The organism is Mesorhizobium sp. USDA 4775, assembly GCF_054062655.1.
This window is the reverse complement of the sequence record NZ_JBSSFM010000001.1, coordinates 3,579,046-3,597,554: the sequence shown is the minus strand read 5'-3', so window position 1 is coordinate 3,597,554 and position 18,509 is coordinate 3,579,046. Positions and strand designations below refer to the sequence as shown.

At 62.9% G+C, this 18,509-nt stretch carries 14 protein-coding genes and 1 pseudogene; 5 read left to right on the top strand and 10 right to left on the bottom strand.

What is annotated here, in order from left to right; genetic code table 11:
• Positions 1-15: 15 nt before the first annotated feature.
• The 3 genes from sufC to ACVILI_RS17455 form a co-directional block, all read right to left on the bottom strand.
• A complete protein-coding gene (sufC, locus tag ACVILI_RS17465) occupies positions 16-771 on the bottom strand; it encodes a Fe-S cluster assembly ATPase SufC (protein ID WP_038646395.1) in 756 nt (251 codons plus the stop codon).
• A 27-nt stretch (positions 772-798) separates the two neighbouring features.
• Positions 799-2,316, bottom strand: a complete 1,518-nt coding sequence (gene sufB, locus ACVILI_RS17460) for a Fe-S cluster assembly protein SufB (protein ID WP_019857752.1) — start codon at positions 2,314-2,316, stop codon at positions 799-801.
• A gap of 188 nt (positions 2,317-2,504) precedes the next feature.
• The gene (locus ACVILI_RS17455) at positions 2,505-3,668 is read right to left on the bottom strand and encodes a cysteine desulfurase family protein (protein WP_038652561.1); all 1,164 of its coding nucleotides are present in this window, start codon (positions 3,666-3,668) and stop codon (positions 2,505-2,507) included.
• A 240-nt stretch (positions 3,669-3,908) separates the two neighbouring features.
• On the opposite strand from ACVILI_RS17455, the gene ACVILI_RS17450 reads away from it, so the two are divergent.
• On the top strand, positions 3,909-4,583 hold the full coding sequence (locus tag ACVILI_RS17450) for an alpha/beta hydrolase (protein WP_027046762.1): 675 nt from the start codon (positions 3,909-3,911) through the stop codon (positions 4,581-4,583).
• A gap of 21 nt (positions 4,584-4,604) precedes the next feature.
• Positions 4,605-5,255 carry an FMN-binding negative transcriptional regulator gene (locus ACVILI_RS17445; RefSeq protein WP_038646392.1) on the top strand — a complete coding sequence of 217 codons (651 nt, stop codon included), beginning with the start codon at positions 4,605-4,607 and terminating at the stop codon, positions 5,253-5,255.
• Here ACVILI_RS17445 and ACVILI_RS17440 read toward each other — a convergent pair.
• The 4 genes from ACVILI_RS17440 to ACVILI_RS17425 all read right to left on the bottom strand — a co-directional run bounded on the left by ACVILI_RS17440 (position 5,252) and on the right by ACVILI_RS17425 (position 8,878).
• On the bottom strand, positions 5,252-5,842 hold the full coding sequence (locus tag ACVILI_RS17440) for a phosphatase PAP2 family protein (protein ID WP_223217740.1): 591 nt from the start codon (positions 5,840-5,842) through the stop codon (positions 5,252-5,254). The genes ACVILI_RS17445 and ACVILI_RS17440 overlap by 4 nt on opposite strands.
• Before the next feature lie 285 nt (positions 5,843-6,127).
• Positions 6,128-7,777 (bottom strand): glycosyltransferase family 39 protein, encoded by a 1,650-nt coding sequence (locus ACVILI_RS17435; protein WP_457102556.1) that lies wholly within the window; start codon positions 7,775-7,777, stop codon positions 6,128-6,130.
• Between the two features lie 41 nt (positions 7,778-7,818).
• Positions 7,819-8,151, bottom strand: a complete 333-nt coding sequence (locus ACVILI_RS17430; RefSeq protein WP_010909058.1) for a lipid-A-disaccharide synthase N-terminal domain-containing protein — start codon at positions 8,149-8,151, stop codon at positions 7,819-7,821.
• Positions 8,144-8,878 carry a glycosyltransferase family 2 protein gene (locus tag ACVILI_RS17425; protein WP_038646387.1) on the bottom strand — a complete coding sequence of 245 codons (735 nt, stop codon included), beginning with the start codon at positions 8,876-8,878 and terminating at the stop codon, positions 8,144-8,146. The genes ACVILI_RS17430 and ACVILI_RS17425 overlap by 8 nt, the downstream gene beginning before the upstream one ends.
• Before the next feature lie 423 nt (positions 8,879-9,301).
• Here ACVILI_RS17425 and tyrS point away from each other — a divergent pair, with 423 nt between their 5' ends.
• Positions 9,302-10,555 (top strand): tyrosine--tRNA ligase, encoded by a 1,254-nt coding sequence (tyrS, locus tag ACVILI_RS17420; protein ID WP_038646385.1) that lies wholly within the window; start codon positions 9,302-9,304, stop codon positions 10,553-10,555.
• A gap of 6 nt (positions 10,556-10,561) precedes the next feature.
• Here tyrS and ACVILI_RS17415 read toward each other — a convergent pair whose 3' ends face one another.
• A complete protein-coding gene (locus ACVILI_RS17415) occupies positions 10,562-13,942 on the bottom strand; it encodes a hypothetical protein (protein ID WP_457102555.1) in 3,381 nt (1,126 codons plus the stop codon).
• A 95-nt stretch (positions 13,943-14,037) separates the two neighbouring features.
• On the opposite strand from ACVILI_RS17415, the pseudogene ACVILI_RS17410 reads away from it, so the two are divergent.
• A pseudogene (locus ACVILI_RS17410) lies at positions 14,038-14,506 on the top strand (peroxiredoxin).
• 50 nt (positions 14,507-14,556) lie between these two features.
• On the opposite strand, the gene ACVILI_RS17405 reads toward ACVILI_RS17410, so the two are convergent.
• Together ACVILI_RS17405 and ACVILI_RS17400 are read right to left on the bottom strand one after the other, a co-directional pair.
• Positions 14,557-15,687 carry a GNAT family N-acetyltransferase gene (locus tag ACVILI_RS17405; RefSeq protein ID WP_038646376.1) on the bottom strand — a complete coding sequence of 377 codons (1,131 nt, stop codon included), beginning with the start codon at positions 15,685-15,687 and terminating at the stop codon, positions 14,557-14,559.
• Entirely contained in the window at positions 15,684-16,682 is a 999-nt protein-coding gene (locus tag ACVILI_RS17400; RefSeq protein ID WP_202360128.1) for a sterol desaturase family protein, read from the bottom strand. The genes ACVILI_RS17405 and ACVILI_RS17400 overlap by 4 nt, the downstream gene beginning before the upstream one ends.
• 307 nt (positions 16,683-16,989) lie before the next feature.
• Here ACVILI_RS17400 and ACVILI_RS17395 point away from each other — a divergent pair, with 307 nt between their 5' ends.
• The gene (locus ACVILI_RS17395; RefSeq protein WP_038646373.1) at positions 16,990-18,294 is read left to right on the top strand and encodes a M23 family metallopeptidase; all 1,305 of its coding nucleotides are present in this window, start codon (positions 16,990-16,992) and stop codon (positions 18,292-18,294) included.
• The last annotated feature ends 215 nt before the right edge of the window (positions 18,295-18,509 follow it).

The window sequence follows — 18,509 nt, the reverse complement described above, 5'->3', positions numbered from 1 at the left end:
CTTGCCTCTGGCATCTCACGCGGCTTCGCCGATCACGCCGGCATAGCCATTGGCTTCGAGGTCGAGCGCCAGCGACTTGTCGCCGGACTTGATGACCTGGCCTCTATAGAGCACGTGCACGCTATCAGGCACGATGTGCTCGAGCAGGCGCTGGTAGTGGGTGATGACCAGGAAGGCCCGGTCGGGTGCCCGCAGCGCGTTGACGCCGTCGGAAACGATCTTCAGCGCGTCGATGTCGAGGCCGGAATCGGTCTCGTCGAGCACGCACAGTTTCGGCTCCAGCAGCTTCATTTGCAAAATCTCGGCGCGCTTCTTCTCGCCGCCGGAGAAGCCGACATTGAGCGGCCGCTTCAGCATCGCCATGTCCATGCTGAGCGAGGCCGCGGCTTCCTTCACCCGCTTGAGGAATTCGGGGATTTTCAGCGGCTCTTCGCCACGCGCCTTGCGCTGCTCGTTCATGGCCACTTTCAGGAATTCCATGGTCGCCACGCCCGGTATCTCCATCGGGTACTGGAAGGCTAGGAAAATGCCCGACGTGGCGCGCTCGGCCGGATCCATTTCGAGGATCGACTGGCCGTTGTAGAGGATGTCGCCTTCGGTGACTTCATAGTCCTCGCGGCCGGCAAGGATATAGGACAGCGTCGATTTTCCCGAGCCGTTCGGGCCCATGATCGCGGCGACCTCGCCGGCTTTCACCGTCAGATTCAGGCCGCGGATGATTTCGGTGCCGTCATCGACGATGCGGGCATGCAGGTTCTTGATCTCAAGCATTCTTTTGTTTCCTGAATATCTGTCCGGTCAGCCGACCGAGCCCTCAAGCGAGATACCGATCAGCTTCTGCGCCTCGACGGCAAACTCCATCGGCAGTTGCTGGATGACATCCTTGACGAAGCCATTGACGATCAGCGCGATGGCTTCCTCCTCGGGAATGCCGCGCTGCATGACGTAAAATTTCTGGTCCTCGGAAATCTTCGAAGTCGTCGCCTCATGCTCGAACTGCGCCGTCGAGTTCTTGGCTTCCATGTAAGGTACGGTATGCGCGCCGCACTGGTCGCCGATCAGCAGACTGTCGCAGTTGGTGAAATTGCGCGCGTTGGTCGCCTTGCGGTGCGCCGAGACCTGGCCGCGATAGGTATTCTGCGAGAAGCCGGCGGCGATGCCCTTGGAGATGATGCGGCTCGACGTGTTCTTGCCGAGATGGATCATCTTGGTGCCCGAGTCGACCTGCTGATAACCGTTGGAAACGGCGATCGAATAGAACTCACCGGAAGAGTCGTCGCCGCGCAGGATGCAGCTCGGGTACTTCCACGTGATCGCCGAACCGGTCTCAACCTGCGTCCACGAAATCTTCGAGCGGTCGCCACGGCAGTCGCCGCGCTTGGTGACGAAATTGTAGATGCCGCCCTTGCCCTCGGCGTCGCCGGGGTACCAGTTCTGCACGGTCGAATATTTGATCTCGGCGTCGTCGAGCGCCACCAGTTCGACGACTGCGGCATGCAGCTGGTTCTCGTCGCGCTGCGGCGCAGTGCAGCCTTCGAGATAAGAGACGTAAGCCCCCTCCTCGGCGATGATCAGCGTGCGCTCGAACTGGCCGGTGTTCTTCTCGTTCATGCGGAAATAGGTCGACAGCTCCATCGGGCAGCGCACACCCTTGGGCACGAAGACGAACGAGCCGTCGGTGAACACAGCCGAATTCAGCGTGGCGTAGAAATTGTCGGAGGTCGGCACGACCGAGCCGAGATATTTCTGCACCAGTTCCGGATGCTCGCGGATGGCTTCCGAGATCGAGCAGAAGATGACGCCGGCCTGGGCCAGCTCCTTCTTGAAGGTGGTGACGACGGAGACGGAATCGAACACCGCGTCGACGGCGACGCGGCCGGATTTGTAGACGTTGTCGCTGGGCTCCTCGAGCTCCGAGGCGTCGGTCTTCTGCACGCCGGCGAGGATCTCCTGCTCGCGCAGCGGAATGCCGAGCTTTTCGTAGACCTTCAAGAGTTCCGGATCGACATCGCTGAGCGAGGACGGGCCGGGCGTGCTCTTGGGCGCGGCATAGTAGTAGATGTCCTGGAAATCGATCTTCGGATAGTGGACGCGCGCCCAGGTCGGCTCTTCCAGCGTCAGCCAGCGCCGATAGGCCTCCAGACGCCATTCCAGCATCCAGGACGGTTCGTCCTTCTTGGCCGAAATGAAACGGATGATGTCTTCGCTCAGGCCCTTGGGGGCCTTGTCGACAGCAATCTCGGTCTGGAATCCGTATTTGTATTGGTCGACGTCGATCTTTCGGACCCGATCGATCGTGTCCTGCACAGCAGGCATATGCGTTCTCCATCCACGCCGGGGTCAAGGCCCGGCAGTTTTCAAACTATGGCACCGCGAACGGCAGCCCCCTGAGGCGCCGGAAGTGGCGTAAGTTCCATATAGTGCGTTTCGACCGGAAATTCACCCGGCCACTTGCAAACGCACGGCTCTACCAGGCTGCGAAGCCTGAATTCCCTTTCACCGCGTCAGGCGGCCTGTTCCCTGCCCGCCCGGCGCTGGGCAATTCCCGCCAGCGCGGTTCGGAACAATTCAATGTCCTCGGCGCCCGTCGCAGCACCGATCGACACGCGCAAGGCGCCAAGACTGTCGCCATAGCCCATGGCTTTCAGCACGTGGCTCGGCCCGACCTTGCCCGACGAACATGCGGAGCCGGCCGACAGCGCCACACCGGCGAGATCGAAGGCGATCTGCGCGGTTTCGGCCTTGATGCCCGCAATAGCGAAGAATGTCGTGTTGGCAAGCCTTGGCGCGTCGGTTCCAAAGATTTCCGCGTCTGGCACCAGCATTTTCACGATGGCTTCGATCTCGTCGCGGTGCTGGCGCACCGCATCGATCGCCGGCAGTCCGGCCAGTGCTCCGCGCGCGGCGACACCAAAGCCTGATATGGCGGCGAGGTTTTCCGTGCCACCGCGATGGCCCTTTTCCTGGCCGCCGCCATTGATCAGGGGCTTCGGCATCATCAGATCGGCGGCGGCGACGATGGCGCCGACGCCCTTGGGACCGCCGATCTTGTGCGAAGACAGAATCAAATAATCGGCGTAACCCGCTGACATGTCGATGGAAACGCGGCCTGCGGCCTGAACGGCATCGACGACAAGAATGCCGCCAGCGGCCTTGACGATTTCGGCGATGCGATCGATCGGCTGGATCACGCCGGTCTCGTTGTTGGCGCCATGGATCGCGACCAGCGGTAGGCCATCGGCCTTGTTATGACCTGCAAGTGCCCCGGCCAAGGCCGCAAGGTCGGCAATGCCGTTGGCATCGACGCCGATGCGCGTCACCTGCCCCGCCGGGAAGCGCCCGCCATTCAACAGGCAGGGATGATCGGCCTCGCAGACGTAGAGCCGGCTCATGCGCACGCTGCCGCGCCCCATCTGCCATTCAGGGGCCAGCAAAGTCGAAGCGGCTTCCGTCGCGCCCGAGGTGAAAACGACATGTTCGGGCCTGGCATTGACCAGAGCAGCGACCTCGCGCCTTGCCGTCTCGATCAGGCGCCGCGCGGCGCGGCCTTCGGCATGGACCGATGACGGGTTGGCCGCCACGTCAAGCGCCGCGACCATAGCCTCGCGTGCCGCTGGAAGCAGCGGCGCACTGGCATTATAGTCGAGATACGCGCGTTTTGCGGCCATTTTCGTCCAGTTGATCCCGTCAGAAGCCATTCGGTCGTCGTATGGCGTTATTTCCTTGAAATTCCAAGGCGAGCCGTCCTATTTACGCGGCTTGCGGCGCGGGTGGCCGGGCTCGACGTCTGGTCACTCAGTTTTGAATAGTTCTAAACTAGCTTCTAAGAAGACGCTCGCCCTGCGTCAAGGCCAGAGGAAGACTCGTTCCGGGCGCCGCGCATTCGTATTACCCAAGTGGAGTATTTCATGCCTGAGGTCATTTTCACCGGTCCGGCCGGCCGCCTGGAGGGACGCTACCAGCCCTCCAAGGAAAAGAGCGCGCCGATCGCCATCGTCTTGCATCCCCATCCGCAGTTCGGCGGCACGATGAACAACAAGATCGTCTACGACCTCTTCTATATGTTCCAGAAGCGCGATTTCACCACGCTGCGCTTCAATTTCCGCGGCATCGGCCGCAGCCAGGGCGAATTCGACCACGGCACCGGCGAATTGTCGGATGCCGCCGCCGCACTCGACTGGGTCCAGTCGCTGCACCCGGATTCCAAGAGCTGCTGGGTCGCCGGCTATTCATTCGGCTCGTGGATCGGCATGCAGCTTTTGATGCGCCGGCCGGAGATCGAGGGCTTCATATCGATCGCGCCGCAGCCCAACACCTATGACTTCTCGTTCCTGGCGCCTTGCCCGTCATCGGGCCTGATCATCCATGGCGATGCCGACAAGGTGGCGCCGCCGAAGGATGTGCAAGGCCTGGTCGACAAGCTGCACACGCAGAAGGGCATCACCATCACGCAGAAGACCCTGCCCGGCGCCAACCACTTCTTCGCCAACCACGCCGATCTTTTGATCGAGGAATGCGCGGACTATCTCGATCGCCGGCTGGCGGGCGAATTGTCCGATCCGCGGCCCAAGCGGCTGAGATAAGCAGGAAAGGCGCCAGCACCGATGTACGAGCCTCCCCATTTCCAGGAAACGCGGCCCGACGTGCTGCATGGACTGATCAGGGCGCATCCGCTCGGCATGCTGATCTCGAACGGGCCTGACGGCCCGGTCGCCAACGCCATTCCCTTCCTGCTCGACGCCGCAGCGGCGCCGAACGGGAGACTGCGGGCTCACCTGGCCAAGGCCAACCCGCACTGGCGCCTCATTGCCGACAATCCGGCGTCGCCCGTGCTGATCGTCTTCCAGGGCGCTGACGCGTATGTGACGCCTTCCTGGTACGAGACCAAGCGCGAAACCGGCAAGGTGGTGCCTACCTGGAACTACGCCATCGTGCAGGTACGCGGCGCGGCCAAGGTAATCGACGACCAGGAGTGGCTGGCGCGGCAGATCGGCGATCTGACCGCTTCCCAGGAAGGTGCCCGCGAGGCGCCCTGGGCGGTGACCGATGCGCCGCCGCCCTTCATCCAGTCGCAGATCAAGGGCATCATCGGACTGGAGATCGAGATCAGCGAGATCCACGGCAAGTGGAAGGTCAGCCAGAACCGCCCCGTCGCCGATCGCGCCGGCGTGGCGGAGGGGCTGGAAAGCGAAGTCGCCGACGCGTCCGACATGGCTCGCCTGGTAAGGTCCTACGGCGGCCTGGACAGCAATTAATCGGGCAACGACTTATTTTCCGGAGCAATCAGCCGGAACGATGCCTTGCGGACCGGCAACCCTGAGGGCGTCGGACGGAAGATGAAGCCGAGCCGGGCAAAGACCAGCCCGCAAGCCAGCGCGAAGGTGCAGCCAAGGCCGAAGCCGGCCACCGTATCGCTCGGATAGTGCGCGCCGACGAAAACCCTGGTCGAGGCGAGGCAGGCGGTGATCACCAGCGCGATGTACCAACGCCGCGGAAACAAGAGCAGGAGAACGCCGAACACCGCCCCCATCGTCGTGGCATGGCCGGATGGAAAACCGGCGAAGCGCGCGTCAAAGGCGAAGGGGTGCAGGGCGAGCACGCCAAAGTCCTGGAAGTAGAGCGGGCGGGCCCGGCCGATCGCATATTTCAGGACATTGACCAGCAGGCCCGACAGGCCGACGGCGCTCAGCACCAGAAAAGCCAGGCAAGTCCAGTTGTAGACGAGCATCAGCGATCGCCGTGAAAGGCTGCGCCAATCGGTCAGATTGGCCCCAACGAGCAAAAGTGCCGACGGGATCAGGTACCAGCCGCCGAGAGCGAACTGGGTCAGGAATTCAGCCACCCCGGCTCCCGACCATTGGCCGTGGACCATCCCTGCCGGTGTATCGAGGCGAACAAAGGCCGCCGCCGTCAGCAACACCCAAACGACGAGCCAGACCGGCCATGCGATGTTGGGGTAGCGCGCGGGACGAGCGGCAAAGCGCCTTCTGACGATCTGCGTGGTGTCGCGAAAATTGCTCAGGGATCGGCGCCCTACCCCAAGGAGCCGACCGGAAACTGTAGGGCGCGATTTTACGAGCATTGGGAATTCGACCCCATTGTTGCCGTCATGGGCATCGACGAGCCGTCATGGGGCCACACGATAGAGGCCGAGCGACAATTTGTCTCCCGACGAATAGTTGAGGCCATCAACTTCCGCGACCCGGTTCATCGATTTGCCTTGCACCGACAGCATGCCATTCAGTTTCTGCTCGTCCTCGATCGGCGCCAGCCCCAGCGCGCAGGCAGGATCGGCAAGCAGATGCTGTGCCACGCCGCCGACATCGGTCAGCACCGTTTTGGTGCCGACCAGGAACACCAGGCTCGGCTCCTGATAACGCGCCGAGGCCAGCACCGTCGTGGCGCAAGGCTTGTTGGCAAGCACCGCCTGCTTGATCGCCGGGCTCAGCCAGATCGGCTTCAGCGATGGGGCGATGACGCCGAACAGCAGGGCATAGGTGATGCCGGCACAGGCGGCGGTGGCTCCGATGCGGGGCAGCGGCACCTGCAACTGCCGCGAAAAGGCAAAATAGCCCGTGCCCAGTGCGGCGGCGGCCGCCGGTATGCTCCACCAGGAGAAGCTGTGGGTGAGATAGATCGGCGCTCCAATGCAGACCGCCGCCAGGCCGAGGCTGACCACGACGAGACCAAATGCGGTCGACCACCACAGCCATTGCTGCCAGCGCTTGAGCGGTGCATTGGCGTCCTCAGGCTGCAACATCAGCAGCCAGCCGATCAGCAGAGCCATGCCGGGATAGGCCGGCAGCACATAATGCGGCAGCTTGGTCGGGATCAGCTCGAACACCAGCCAGAACGGGATGTACCAGGCGAGGCAGAAGCGCAGCCTGACATCGTCGCGCATACGGTTGAGGGCCTGGAGGCCGGCGCCGACCGCGATCAGCCCGAAAGGCCACATGAACAGCGAATAGGTCAGCATGTAAAAACCAGGGGGCAGGCCGTGTGATTCCTCGCCCGACGCGACCTTGCCGAGCATGTCCTTGCCGACGGCTTGCTGCAGGAAGGCGCCATGGCTTTTCCAGGTGATCGCGGCAAGCCAGGGTAGTGCGATGACCACGACGAGCAACAGGCCGCGTCCGACCCTGAGCTTCGCCAGCCAGCGACCGTCACGTTCGAAGGCGAACAGCACCGCGATGGTCAGCGCCGACAACAGCGGCGCAATCGGCCCCTTGATGAGGATCGCCGCGCCTTGCGCGATCCAGAAAATCCACCAGAGATGACCGGCGACCGGTTCATTGCGGCGCGACGCGAGATAGATCTGCGCCAGCGCGCCTTGCGCCGCCACGCAGCAGGCCAGCAGCATCGCATCGGTCTTGGCGTCGCGCCCCTCGAAGGCCGTGGCGAAGATCGCCGCCATGACCAGGCCGGCGGCGATGCCGGCATTGGCGCCGAAAAGATTGGTCCCCGTCCAGGCGATCGCCAGCACCGCGATGGCAATGCCGAGCGCCGAGATCGTGCGATAGACCCAGATCGGCGCCTCGGCGCCTTTGCCGCTCAGCGTCACCGCTGCCGATTGCAGCCAGTAGATGCCGCTCGGCTTCTGGTAGCGCGAGGCCTCCTGGAAGCGGATGTCGACATAGTCGCCGCTCTCGGCCATCTGCTTGGTCGCCTGGACGAAGCGCGACTCGTCCCGGTCGATCGGCGGCAGCGATGCCAGCCCCGAAAGCGTCATCACCAGGCTGAACAGGAAGAGAAGAATGTAGTTCCTGTTCAGCGCCATGCATCAGCCTCTCTAACCATTTTCTCGCAGTGACGGGCCGCTCAGTCGACCTTGGTCATCGCCGCCTTGCGCTCATTGGCGATCAGCCAGAGATTTCGGATGTAGATGAACATGCCCATGGCCTGGCCGGCGATGAACACCGGATCCTGGCGCTGGATGGCATAGATCAGAAGCAGGCCGCCGCCGAACAGGGAGAAGAACCAGAAGGCCACAGGCACGACGCTGCGCTTGGCCTTTTCTGAGGCGAGCCATTGTACGACGAAGCGCATGGTGAAGAAGAACTGCGCAACGAAGCCGAGCAGGATCCACGCATCGAATTGCTTGATGAAAACCTGGTGAAGCCAGGTCCCCAGTTCCTGAAGCACGTTAAACACGCTTGATTTCCTCTACTTTGGGCATTCTGCGGCGCCTGCGGCGCAGCCACCAGACACCGCCGAGATCGAGCGCGCCCTGCAGGCCGCGGTCGAAGATGCCATAGTTCGACTTGCCGTGCCGGCGCGAGCGATCCACGACGTCGCAATGCACGACGCGATAGCCTTCCTGGATAACCAGGGCCGGGACGAAGCGGTGCGTGCCGTCGAAGAACGGCAATTTGCGCAGGATATCGGTGTGGACAGCCTTCAGGCCGCAGCCGGTATCGCGCGTGTCGTCATGCAGGATCGCGCCGCGCAGCCAGTTGGCGAAGCGCGACGCCAGCTGCTTGACCTTGCTGTCGCGGCGCTTGAGGCGCTGCCCCTGGGCGGCGCCGAAATCCGGCCCGGCCTGCCGCAAGGCGTCGACCAACACCGGAATGTATTGCGGATCGTTCTGCCCGTCGCCGTCGATGGTGGCGACGATGGCGCCGCGAGCCGCCCAGGCGCCCGAGCGCACGGAAAGGCTCTGGCCGGCGGATTTCTGGTGCCGCAGTTCCCGCACCGGAAAGGAACGAAGCGCCGCCTGTTCAGTAAGCACGGCAGCCGTCTCGTCGGTCGAGCCGTCATTGACGATGATCAGTTCGAAGTCGCGCCCGGCCATCGCCGCCTCGATCTCGTCGATCAAGAGGGGCAGGTTTGCCGCCTCGTTCCTGCAAGGAATGACGATGGATATCAATGCGTCCGGCATGTCGCGTCGGGCTCTGTCGTCGAATGTGGCATTGATGGATGCCGTGCGGTGCCGCTCGAGGTCGTGGGCTGCAAGAACCTTTGGCGCGGCGCCTCATTACGCCAGCCGAAACGATGAAGCAAGCATTCGTGCCGTAAGGCGCGATGCACCGTTTCAACAACCGGTGATCGTCAGGAACTTATGATCCTTGGCGCAGAGGCAATCCGGCGCAAGACCGGATTCCACTTTTGCTGATCGCAACCTCCCGGTTGGCGCGCGATCTGACGCAAAACCGGATTCCACTTTTGCTGATCGCAACCTCCCGGTTGGCGCGCGATCTGACGCAAAACCGGATTCCACTTTTGCTGATCGCGCTTGGATGCTAAACGCGCCCGTTCACATATGCCCCCGCCGGACCGGGCGGACGCTTTCGGGAAAGAAAACATGCCTGCCTTCAAATCCGATTTCCTGCGCACGATGAGCGAGCGCGGCTTCATCCACCAGATTTCGGATGAGACCGGCCTCGACCAGCTTTTCGCCAAGGAAACGGTCACCGCCTATGTCGGCTATGACGCCACCGCCACCAGCCTGCATATCGGCAATCTGATCTCGGCGACCATGCTTTACTGGCTGCAGGAAACCGGACACCGTCCGATCGCCCTGATGGGCGGCGGCACGTCGATGATCGGCGACCCGTCCTTCCGCGACGACCAGCGCAGCCTTTTGACGCCCGAGGCGATCGCCACCAACATCGAAGGCATCAAGCGCATCTTCGGCCGCATCCTGCGCTTCGGCGACGGCCCGAACGACGCCATCATGGTCAACAATGCCGACTGGCTGATGAAGCTCAACTATGTCGAGTTCCTGCGCGACGTCGGCCGGCATTTCTCCGTCAACCGCATGCTGACCTTCGACAGCGTCAAGCTCAGGCTCGACCGAGAGCAATCGCTGTCGTTCCTCGAATTCAACTACATGATCCTGCAGGGTTACGATTTCGTCGAACTCGCCCGGCGCCAGAACTGCCGCCTGCAGATGGGCGGATCGGACCAGTGGGGCAACATCATCAATGGCGTCGATCTCGGCCATCGCATGGGCACGCCGCAGCTTTACGCGCTGACCACGCCGCTGCTCACGACATCGTCGGGCGCCAAGATGGGCAAGTCGGCAAAGGGTGCGGTCTGGCTCAACGGCGACCTCTTCTCGCCCTATGATTTCTGGCAGTACTGGCGCAACACCGAGGATGCCGATGTCGAGCGCTTCCTGAAGATATTCACCCGCCTGCCGCTCGACGAAATCGCGCGCCTGGCCGCGCTTGGCGGCTCCGAGATCAACGAGGCCAAAAAGATCCTGGCCACGGAGACGACGGCGATCGTCCATGGCCGCGAGGCGGCAAACCAGGCCGAGGAAACCGCGCGCAAGACGTTCGAGGAAGGGGCGCTCGCCGATACATTGCCGACCGTCGGGGCCGACAAGGCAGCCCTTGAAGCCGGCATCGGCATCCTGTCGCTGCTGGTCACGGCCGGGCTGGCATCGTCCAATGGCGAGGCGCGGCGCCACATACAGGGCGGCGCGGTTCGCATAAACGACCAGTCGGTCGGCGATGACCGCCGCATGGTCACGCTTCAGGATCTGAGTCCGGAAAACGTCGTAAAGCTTTCACTCGGCAAGAAAAAACACGTTCTGGTGCGGCCGGCCTGAGGCCGTTCATCGATATTCGAAGATCGACCGGAATATGCCCGGCGCGATCACCGACAGCGGGTTGACGTCGAGCACCGGCTTGTTGGCATTGCCCCTGAGCCGATAGGTGACGCCGATCAGGCCGCGGTCGCTGCCGTTGCCCAGCAGCGCGCCGACGATGGGCAATTCGCCGAAGATGCGGTTGAGGCCATAGACCGGCATGAAGGTGCCGGTCATGTCCATATTTTTGTTCTGGTCGTAGAGGATGCCCTGGAACGTCGTGCCGATGCGCGGACCGCGCAGCACGCCATTGGCCAGCTTCAGATAGCCGCTGCCTTTCTCGATCTCGGCATAACCGCGTTCGAACTTGACCCGCGACGTGTCGAGATTGCCCTTGACCGCCTGGTTGAGGCTGCGGTTGTCGCCGGCCGGCGTGGTCGAGACGATGGAGGCGAGCTTCGGTTCGTTGACGATGAAGAAGTTGCTGGTGTCGACCTTGCCCTTCATCGGCCCGTCGCCGGCCCCGGTCAGCGCCAGCATGATCGAGCCGCCTTCCATATGCTCGTAGACGTTCAGGAACCTCAATATCGCGCCGGCGTCCGCTGACTTCACGTTGAGCGAGCGCCGGCCGTCGCCGGTTGTGTTGCTGATGGTGATGGCCGCGCCCGAACTTGCCGTGGCGCTGACCTTCAGCCCGTTCACCCTTGAGCCGGCCGCGCTGTAGTCGAGCTTCAAATTGGACAGTTGCTCGTCATGGAAGCCTGTGAGCTGCTCGACGTCGGCGCTGACGGAAATGTTGTCTGTTCCGGTCGTCTTGGTCGCGGTGTCCACATCGGATGTGAACTGCTTGATGAGCGAACGGGCGTCGAGCGCGTTGCCATTGATGTCGACGGCGTAGCTCTTGCCTGACCGTTTCACCGAAATCGCGACATCGTCACCCCGGTTCAAGGTGACCTTGCCGAACTTGGCCGACGACAGGGCGCCGTTGACCAGCACGATGCTGCCGTCGATCGAGAATGTTTTGCCGTCGAGGCTGAAATCGGACAGTGTCGTGGTGTCCCCGGCCTTGGTCATGACGAAGGTGACGTTAGCGGGAACCCCTGCCCCCTTGCTCCAGCCGGCCCAGGGAATGTCCAGCCTGGCATTGGTCAGGTCGGCCGACACGTTCTGGTTGCCATCGCCGCTCTTGTCGATCGCGACCTTCACCGTTCCGCCAAGCAGCGGCGTCAGGCCTGGCATGGCCGCGGCACGGACCTTGTCGTCGAGCACCATGGCCACCTTGCGGCTGCGCGCCGGCCCGTTGTCCGCCAACGGCTCGATCAGGTCGAGTTCGGCAGGAATGCCGTTGAGCGCTGCCTTGGCGGAGATCACCGCTTTTTCGGGATCGACGGTGATCGAGCCGTCGGCATCCGTCACGGTCTGGCCCTCGAACGGCTTGGCCAGCGACAGGCCGGTGTAGTCGAGCGACACCAGCCAGTCGAGCTTCGAGGTATCGACGCCGGACTGCAGCGGAATGTCCGCCCGGACATGGCCGGTGACGCTGCCGGACAGGTCCTCCGGCAGGAAGCCGACATGGCGCATGGCGTTGATCGGCTCGTAGGAGGCGAGTTCGGCGACAGCCGGCGCTTCGCCCTCCACATCGATGTCGAGGGCGCCGATGACCGGCGGGCGGTTCGCCGCCTTGACCGCCAGCGTACCGTTGCTGGCCGCCACGGTGCGGCCACTGGGCATGTAAACGGTGCCCGAGGAGAGCGAAATGTCGACGTCATTGCCGTGGAAGGCGACGACGCCGACGGCGTCGCGTATCGGCGGAATACGGCCGGCCGTATCAAAACGCGAGCCTTCGATCTGGAAGCGGCCGAACACCTCCTCGGCCGAAAGCGGCACGCCGTTGCCGAGGCGATCCGGCACGACCTGGAACTGTAGGTTGGCGTCGACGACGCGGCCGCCGAACAGATTATCCAGCACCCACAACCGCGCATTGCGCGCCGAGAACCATGGCCACAACTGCTTGACGTGCGAGACCGGCATGTCATGGACGTTGAGCGCCAGATTGACCCCGGGGGCCTTGCCGTCAACGAACGCCACGGCCGCGGTGCCGAGCACCTCGCCTGAGGCAGCGGACCGAACGGCGATCTGCTCGGCCACCAATTTATGGCTCTTGGTCTGATAGACGCCGGCAATGCGGGCGAGGAAGGTCAGCGCGGGCTCGGGCGATTCCGATGGCGCCAGGGTCGAACCGTCGCTGGTCAGGTCATAGCGATAGGAGGGTTCCTCGCCCGCCGCCCCTGTCGCCGGCTTTGGCCCTATCGAGCCGCCGAAATTGAAAGAAGACCGGCCGGTTTTCAGCAGCAGCCTGTCGACCTGGATCTTGTTGCTGCCGTGGACAAGCGTCGCGTCGACATCGACATCGGCCGGAAGCAAGCCGCGCGTGCCAAGATCGAGCACCGACCCGGCGGACGACAGAGAGGCCGTCAGCCGTGATTCATTGGTGCCGGACCCTTCAGCTCCTGTCAGCTTCAACGCGATCGCGCCCAGCTTCCCGGCGCCGGCAGCGGTTTCGTCGGCAGATACCAGATCGACGCTCGCATTCAGCGCCGTCACGCGATGCGCAGCGACATCTCGGGTGGCGGAGGCGGCAACCGTTACCTTTCTGCCGTCGACATCCGCCTCCGAGGAAAACTCCACAGCGCCCGGCCCCGATTGTAAGACGGTGGCGTCGGCGATCTTGACCAACTTGATCGCCCCCGCGTCGGGCAGCAGGAATTCGACATTGGTGAGATCGATCCGGCGCATCGAATCTTCCCGTACGGCGTCGAGCGCGCGATGTATGTTGCCGAACAGCGCGTCGGACAGTCTCTCCGGATCAACGAGGCCGTCCTCGTTGCGCAATTGCGCTGTCCAGTCGCCGCCGGACGGCATCGCCGCCACAACGATGTGTGCGTCCGATATCCTGGCGCTGGTCAGCCGCACCTCTCCCCAAAGAAGCGGGATCAGGCGCATGCCGAAGCGGACGCGACCAGCGTCCGCCATAGGTTTGTCGTCTGATGTCCTCAGGCTGACGTCGCTGACCTGGAGCGCGACGAAGCTCGAACTGTCGAGCGTGATGCGCGCCGGCCCGACCGCCACATTAACATCGACACCGGCGAGTTTCTCGATGGCGGTCTCCGCTTCCGCCCGAAGCCGCTCGGAGCCGACCCCGGATGCCCCGACCAGATAGACAACGACCGCGGCCAGCACCATGAACGCGACCATGCCGACGAACACGCGCGAAAGGATGCGGAAGCCGCGGCCGATCGACGCCTGGCCGAGTGGTGGAACGCGGCACGCGGACGGCAAAGCCCCCAGGTCGGTGATCTCGTCACGCCTGAACCGGATCTTCTCGTGCTGCGGTTGCTCCTGATCCACGCAATCTTCCGTTGTACAAATTCGCTCGTGGACGAATCCCCGGTCGACACTATATCGGTGTGGCGTCGCGCGTAACCTCAAACAAGGGCATCGATATGGCTGACCTCGACGTGGGCGATCTTGCGCCCGCAATTCGATCTGCCGCGGGACGGCGGCGGCTCGCTCAGCCTGACCGCGTCGGCCGGCAAACCCGTGGTGCTCTACTTCTATCCACAGGACGACACAACAAGCTGCACCCAGGAAGCGATCAGCTTTTCGCAGCTGAAACCGGAATTCGAGAAGGCAGGCGCCGTCGTGATCGGTCTGTCACCCGACAACGTCAAGAAGCACGACAAGTTCAAATCGAAATACAACCTCACCGTCGACCTCGCCGCCGACGAGGAGCGCAAGGTGATCGAGGCCTACCATCTGTGGGTCGAGAAATCGATGTATGGCCGCAAATATATGGGCGTCGAGCGAGCGACGTTCCTGATCGGCCGTGACGGGCGGATTGCCAGGATTTGGCGCAAGGTCCGGGTCAAGGGCCATGCCGAGGAAGTGCTGGAAGCCGTTCGCGCGCTTTGAGCGTCAAAGCCCAGGACGCTATCGACAATTCCGGTCGCGCGGGAATGGGCTTACTCGTCCGACGTTTGCGCTTTCGGCTGCGGCTGTGCCCGCCAGGATTCCGTGACATGGACCACACGATCAGCCAGCGCGGCGAGATGACCGCGCAGACCGCGCGCGCCGATCATCGACGACAGCCTGGCTGATTGCGTGGCGAAGCGCCGCTTGAAATCCTCGCCGCCGCAGAGAAAATCGACTTTGGCAAGGCCATGGTCGAGCGACCACTGGATATAGTCCATCATCAGCACCATGCCCGGCGAGGCGCGCTCATATTCGGGATCATAGGTGGTGACGAAAGCCATCATCGTGCCGTGCTGCTCGAAATTGATCGAGACGGCGATGATCGTGTCGTCGAGTTCCAGCACGAAGATGCGCAACAGCCCGAGCTCGGCCAGCACCGAAACCAGCGCGGCGAGAACGGGCGAGCCCTCGTCGAACAGGTCGGAGGCACGGCCATGCCGGGCGAGCCAGAGGCGCTTCAGCACCGCGACCCGTGCGAGCACCGGCTCGCGCGGGTCGTCCGCACCCAGCAGGCGGAAACGCACCGCCCCACCTTCCTCCATGAATTTGCGGCCGCGACGGTAGTTCTGCCGGGCCTTCTTGGACAGCGTCTCGAACCATTCCGCCCCACTTTGCCAGGGGCCGACGACACGGTAGCTGATTTCACTGCGGTGGTTGGGTCGAAGGTGCGAGGCCGGATCCAGCAGGCCTCGGACACCGGCATCCGGCAGCAGCCGGTTGAGATAGACGAGGTCGAAGCCGCCCTGATCAAAAACATGCTGCCAGAGGCGGGAGATCACATGCGGATCGCTGTCGGGCGCAACCAGCGCGTCACCATAGTCGCTGTGATCTTTCGCTGCCCATTCGAGCATGCGGATGCCGGAGCGCTTGAAGGTAGCGAGCGCGATCACGCCGTCGAGCCGATCGCCATTCCAGGCAAGCCCGATCCTGAGCGTGCGCCGCTGCTGATGCGGGGTGGTGCGCCACCAGGCCGCGATCCAGTCCGGGTGCTGGAAGACAAGCCCGCCGGCGCGCTGCCAGAGCGCGGCCCAGGCCGGTGCGATCTCGGCCAGACGCGCCGCTGATGTCACGACTTCGAAGGTGCGTGTCCGCGGGATCGCGAGCACGAAGGGAGCGTTCATGGCCGCGTCCCCTCTTCCGATGACTGTACGGTCCGTGGTTTTGCAGGCCGGATGCGCCTGGCAATATGCCCCCACATCCGCTTCAGCGGCATCACATAAAGGCCCGCGAGGGACTGGTAGTCGCGCACATTGCGGTCGACCAGTCCGAACTTGAAGTCCTCGTCAGGTTTCGGCACGCACAATGTTCCGAAGAGTCGGTCCCAGAACGAGAAGAGCAGGCCGAAATTCTTGTCGTAGTGGCGCGGATCGGTGCTGTGATGCAGTTGGTGCCAATGCGGACACAGGATCACATTGTTGAGCGGGCCGAACGAAATCTTGAAATGGGTGTGCCTGACGAAATCCATCATCAGGATGTTGCGCATGACATAGACGTTGACGCCAAAGACGGTCAGTTCGACAAGGTTCAGTGAAATCAGCGACCAGATGCCGAAGCAGACGCCGACGATGAGGCCATCCCAGGCGCGATTCATCAGTTCGTCGAGCGGGTGGACCCGGTCCTTGGTGATCCCGACCATCACCTCGGCCGAGTGATGCACCTTGTGCAATTCCCAGAGCACCGGATAGCGGTGCTGGGCGACGTGATAGAGATAATAGGAAATATCGTAGGCGAGCAGCATGGTGATGGTGAAGATCAGCACCGTCACCGGGCCTGCCGGTCCCTGGACCAGCGGCGGCTGGAACTGGACGAGTGTCGAAAACAGCCAGTTGGTTGCGTAGCCCACCGCCGAGACGAAGACTATTCCGGCGGGCAGCATCAGGAAGGGCATCAGGGCTTTTTTCGTGACCCAGAACAGCAGGTCGGCCCTCGCCGAGGGATGGGTGATGACCTCGTGCGGGATGACGAACTCGAAGAACTCCTTCCAGCTCTTCTCCTCGACCGTGCGCCAATAGGCGACGAGCGCGCTGACAAAAGCAGTCAACAGCAGAAGCCCGGTCGCCAGCAAACTGGTGCCCGAGATCTTGTCGAGGATCTTGCCAACCAGATCGCCCAGCATTCCTGCCGCCATAGTGAATCCCAAACCCCGGTACCGCTTCTAATCGAAAACCGTCAATTAAAAGCGATCGAAGACAGTTAAGGAAACCTAGACCTTGATCGCGACCGACAGGCCGCTCTGCTGGCAGCCGATTGGCGCTCATCGCCAATGATTTCGCGGCATTACGCACGCTTCTTTGGCCATTTTCATACAACCCTCTGCGCGCGCCGCATGCATTCGGCGCCAGGCGATCGATCAGGCAAGCCTTTGTTAACCCTAATAATGTGTAATCAAGCTGTCGTGGTGTCGTAAACGAAAGCTTGGTCCCGTGAACGCAACCGGTCAGTCCGCAGTCTTCGGCAGGCGCAAGGAACCCCACACGGTCATCATAGCCCGCGGCAACGAGATCAGGCATTTCACGATCCGGCCCTGGCTCGCGGCATTCATCGGCTCGGCACTCGCCGCCATTGCCATCGGCTACCTCCTGGCCACCTCCTATCTCGTGCTGCGCGACGACCTGATCGGCGCCACCACCGCGCGCCAGGCGCGCATGCAGCAGGCCTACGAAGACCGCATCTCGGCGCTTCGCGCCCAGGTCGACCGCATCACCAGCCGCCAGTTGCTCGACCAGCAATTGATGGAAAACAAGGTCAGCGAACTGATTGAACGCCAGACGCAGCTCAGCCAGCGCCACGGCCGTCTCGGACCATTGCTCGAGCGCGCCGAGAACGAGGTGGGAGCAGCGCCCGCCGAGGATCCGGCCGCGGCCGCCAAACCGGACAAGCACGCCGAGGTGACCGGCAGCATCAGCCAGCCCGCGCGGAATTATGCGGTCGCGAGCCTGGGTGCCGACCTGGGTGCTGCCGATACCAGGCCGTTCTCCTTGTGGTCGACCCGCACCGATCCGCTGCCCAGCGATACAGCCGCTGATCGTGCCGACAAGCTGTTCGTCTCGATCAACCAGTCGCTGAAATCCATCGAAAACGAACAGCTCACCCGCATCAGCACGCTTGCAGACAATGCCTACAAGAGCGCCGATGCCATCCAGCAGGCGCTGCAGGCGGCCGGACTGCCGGTCGACAGCGATTTCGGCAAGAACGAAAGCGATGTCGGCGGTCCGCTGATCCCGCTCGACAGTTCGATGATCTTCGACAGCAAGGTCAAGGAACTGGACGAAGCTCTGGATACGCTCGACCAGCTGAAGAAGGAAGCGCGCCAGCTGCCGCTTGCCAACCCCGCCCCCGGCCACTCCGTCACCAGCCCGTTCGGAGTGCGCACCGATCCCATCCTCGGCACCGCGGCACTGCATTCGGGCATGGATTTCAGGGCGCCCATCGGCATGGCGGCCAAGGTCACGGCGCCCGGCATCGTTACCAAGGCCGGCTGGAACGGTGGCTATGGCCGCATGGTGGAGGTCGACCACGGCAACGGCTTTGCGACCCGCTACGGGCATCTCAGCGAAATCGACGTGACCGTGGGCGAGAAGCTGGACGCCGGCGCCATCGTCGGCAAGACCGGTAGCAGCGGCCGCTCGACCGGCCCGCATCTGCACTATGAGGTGCGCCACAATGGCGAAGCGATCGATCCCTTGCGCTTCCTCACCGTCGGCAGGAAGGTCGCCCAGTATCTCTGAGGCGCCAGTCCTGACCTGATTGGCACTCAATACCTCTCGAATAGACCTTCCCGCTTCGATTTCGAGGTGAGTGATCTCCATCCGTGCGGCTTTCGGCCGCCTGTTTCGCCTCTTTTGCCTCCCAGCAGACGTATCATCCCCACGCGCCGGCAAGGCGACTAGTCCACGGCCTTCGGCCCTGTCGGTGTTGACACAATTCAAGTTGTAGGATGATA